This window comes from Thermodesulfatator atlanticus DSM 21156, assembly GCF_000421585.1.
GTDB lineage: Bacteria > Desulfobacterota > Thermodesulfobacteria > Thermodesulfobacteriales > Thermodesulfatatoraceae > Thermodesulfatator > Thermodesulfatator atlanticus.
In genome coordinates this window covers 1-3,363 of the sequence record NZ_ATXH01000048.1, presented here as the reverse complement: position 1 = coordinate 3,363, position 3,363 = coordinate 1, and the positions used below count along the sequence as shown (strand labels likewise).

At 45.1% G+C, this 3,363-nt stretch carries 3 protein-coding genes and 1 pseudogene; all 4 read right to left on the bottom strand.

What is annotated here, in order from left to right; all coding sequences use genetic code 11:
* Positions 1-455: 455 nt before the first annotated feature.
* Entirely contained in the window at positions 456-2,072 is a 1,617-nt protein-coding gene (locus H528_RS0111795) for a putative sulfate exporter family transporter (protein WP_022854502.1), read from the bottom strand.
* Positions 2,072-2,326 carry a DUF5395 family protein gene (locus H528_RS0111790; protein ID WP_022854501.1) on the bottom strand — a complete coding sequence of 85 codons (255 nt, stop codon included), beginning with the start codon at positions 2,324-2,326 and terminating at the stop codon, positions 2,072-2,074. Before H528_RS0111790 ends, H528_RS0111795 begins: the two co-directional genes overlap by 1 nt.
* Before the next feature lie 2 nt (positions 2,327-2,328).
* Positions 2,329-2,532 carry a hypothetical protein gene (locus H528_RS0111785; RefSeq protein WP_022854500.1) on the bottom strand — a complete coding sequence of 68 codons (204 nt, stop codon included), beginning with the start codon at positions 2,530-2,532 and terminating at the stop codon, positions 2,329-2,331.
* A gap of 487 nt (positions 2,533-3,019) precedes the next feature.
* Positions 3,020-3,363, bottom strand: a pseudogene (locus H528_RS14575) (hypothetical protein); the annotation flags it as partial.

Here is a 3,363-nt window from a genome sequence, read left to right as displayed (position 1 = left end):
AGGCCTGATGAACAGTAAAAATGTCGTTGTTGGTACCAGCGCCGATAAGGTTCCACATCGTACCATGGAACTTGACATCTACGGCATACGCCCCACTACACAACAAAAAGAACGCCGCCAAAACCATCAAAAGCTTCTTACCCATGTCTACCTCCTCCTTATTTTTTTCTTTAATTTTTTGCCTAAAAAACTCGCCATATTTATAGGCCAAGTGCAACTCGTTTGTCAATTAAAAATTGTTGAAATTTTGAGACAAAATTCACACCAATCATTCCACGCATAAATTATGCGCAGCCGAAAATTTCCAAGCAAGTGCTTTTTGATAAAATTTTTCTGATGATTCCATAAAGTGTACTCGAATATCTTTCGTACTTTCCCTATAATCGGATGTTTTTAAAATTTCTTGAGTATTTTCTACCAAAAAAAGGGGCGCCAAGGGCGCCCCGAGCTAAACGTTATTCAAGACCGGTTCCGGCAATGTTAGGAAGTTCCATTCCCTGGTGGAAAAGCCAGGCAATAAGGCAGGCCACCGGGATGATGAAGAAGAAAAGCCCCACCAAATAGACCCAAACCATCTTACCGAACTGGGCCTCACGGAGCTTTTTAAAGTCGGTAATGATGCCAAGGCTTAAGAAGGTGAGCATAAAGAAAAGCTTTCGCATACCCTTTTCCACAGGCACCGCCCCTGCCTTGGCAGCTTTCAAAATGGCCATACCCTCTGGAGCACCTGCATGACCAGGACCGAAGAAAATTGAAAGGTAGATTATCCAGGCGGCAAAGTACCCCAAAACAAACTTGGGGAATCTATGCCAGACTTCTATAGGTGGGACTCTTTCTCCTGGACGGCATTCCACCACGTAACACCATATCAAAGCCAGGATAAAGGCCCAAAGACCAATGAACATGTCAATCCAGAGCTTAGTAACAACGGCACTTACGGTGATGATACCCTCAGGCCACTGAACAGCGCCGTTAGTTTCTTTGGCAATCTTGGCTCGCATAAGCTCATCTAAAAGCTCACCAGCAGCCGCGTCGGCACCGTCGGTCTTAACGGCAAGACCCATAGCAGGCCCAGCAATCAGCGGACCATCGGTGCCAGGCCAAACGTAAGTAAAAAACCAGGGCAAAAGCACAAGCTCGATCACAGCATAGACAACCACCAGGGCTGAAACCATGATGGAAACCACGGGTTTGGCGCGCACCGCACCACCTGTGGCCACTGCCGCAGAAACACCACATACCGAGATACCGGAACCCAGAACTGCAGCAGTTTTACGGGGAAGCTTAAAAAGCCTACGCGAAATGGTATAAATCCCTGGCCAGAAGATGAGATAGGCCACAAAGGTAGCCACCGCTCCTGCCAAGAAAAGTTCAAAGGTTAAGCCTGCTACTTTGTGACCAAGCTTCTGGGAGTAAGTAGCCATTTTAATAGGAAGGTAACCAACCTTTACCCCGAGAAATACGATAGCGGTCTTGATGTACCATTCAGGCTTAGCTGCCTCTGAAAGGTAACGCGCCAGAGGCTTGAAAAAGTTACCAATGATTAGCCCTACAACAAGAGCCAGGATAAAGGATGCGCCTCCCCCAAGAGAGAGGGTAAACATATCAGGGAAATGGCTCTTTTTGAGATCAACCACGGTGGCGGCAAAAAAGGCATGGTGCCCGATGAACCAGCAGAGATAGGTCAAGAAAAAGATAATGGTCCAGCCAGTGAAAAACCTTTTTACGTTCCAGCGCATGAAATAGGCACCAATACAAAGGGGAGGAGTAAAAGCAGCATAAGTCATCAAAATACCGCCAATAGGACCGATAGATTTCCAAAAACTTTTTGCCGTTAAACTGTACTTGGCACCAAGGGGATAAAAGGCCTTATACCAGGGGACTATCTTCTTGGGTACAGCCCCTTCTGGCATGCTGAAAACCCACTTTTTGGGGTAGGTAATCCAGCCAACAAGATCAATCCCCCAGACACTCATAAGGCCCAAAATCATGAAAAAGCCGCCAATCCAGACCGCCCACCAGTCTTCCTGGGTGAGCATGCCATAAGTCCAGCCTTTTTTCTCCTGCGCCATTATTTCACCTCCTCAATTTCTATGATGCGAGAAAAATAATGTTGCATGTACTGCCGCATCCATTGGGGAATGGTGTACATGTCAAAGTGCATGTAAACACGCCTGATGTTTTTGGAAGAGAAGCGGGGGTCGGTTTTTATAAACTCAGCAACCTTACGGTCAAGCTCATCAAGCTCCGGTGCCAGAAGCTTAAAACCATCCCCCTCTAAAACCCAGTTTTTGCCATCGTGCCAGATAGTGGTGGCAAGCTCCATTGCTAGCCTCCCGCGTTAATGATGGAAGTAGGCACGAGGAAAAGACCTATAAGCAAAATCACAAAGGCAATCGCAAAAGAACCTAACACCAGCTTTGTTTCCCAGGATTCCCATGGCTCAGCCCCTGAAAGTACGTCTTCGGCCTCGATGGCATCCGCCGTAAGAGAACCTGTTCCATGAACTTCTTTTTTTTCTTTTTCCGCCATAACTATTCCCTCCTTTCAAAATTTTTTTAATTTTTTTGGATCAATCCCCTGTTACAATTCACCTCCTTTCATCAATTTTCGCCTGATAATTAAGCAAATCGTGTTCCAGACATGAGGAAATTTTTGGGGAAATTTTGGGGACAGGCAAAATTAAAAGAAATCATAATTAGATCAACAAAACGAAAAAACGGGAAAAAACGGGGACAGGCAAATTTACAACATACAACAGACCTTTCAACTGTAGCTTCAAGGACAATCTCTAATCCCCTAAAATCCTAAACAAAACAAGATTTAAAGATTTGTTGTGATGTGAATAATGGAGTCAACCAGAAAAATTGCTATGCGCCGTATCCTCAGTTAGAAAACAGACTGAAAAGACAGGCCGATTGTCATGTGTTCATTAATTTTACAAGAATAAGTTAGCAAAAGTTTAAAAACTGCCAACTTAAGTTGGCAGTTCGACTATCGATCTAGTATGCCATAATGTTTAACAAACTTTTAAATAAACCAGAGGATTTATCGAAGAAACTTTCCGTCGCCTACGCTTAAGCCCAAGCTTCTCCCTTAGCTCGACAAGCGCTTCTTTTACAAACTTCTCCGTGCCTAACACCAAGCCCTCTGAAAAATATCTAATCCTCTGCCTAAAAACCTCCGCTTCTTTTAATTCGCGCCTGTTCCCAATTCCTCCCTTCCCATACACAAACTCTCGATACATCCCTAGCCGCTCCTGATAACCCTTGCTCGTAAACTCCGCCACTCCGAGATTCGTCGATAAGAACCCGTCTGCATTGCCTGTCCCCAAATGATACCCAAGCGAACACCAGCGATAAT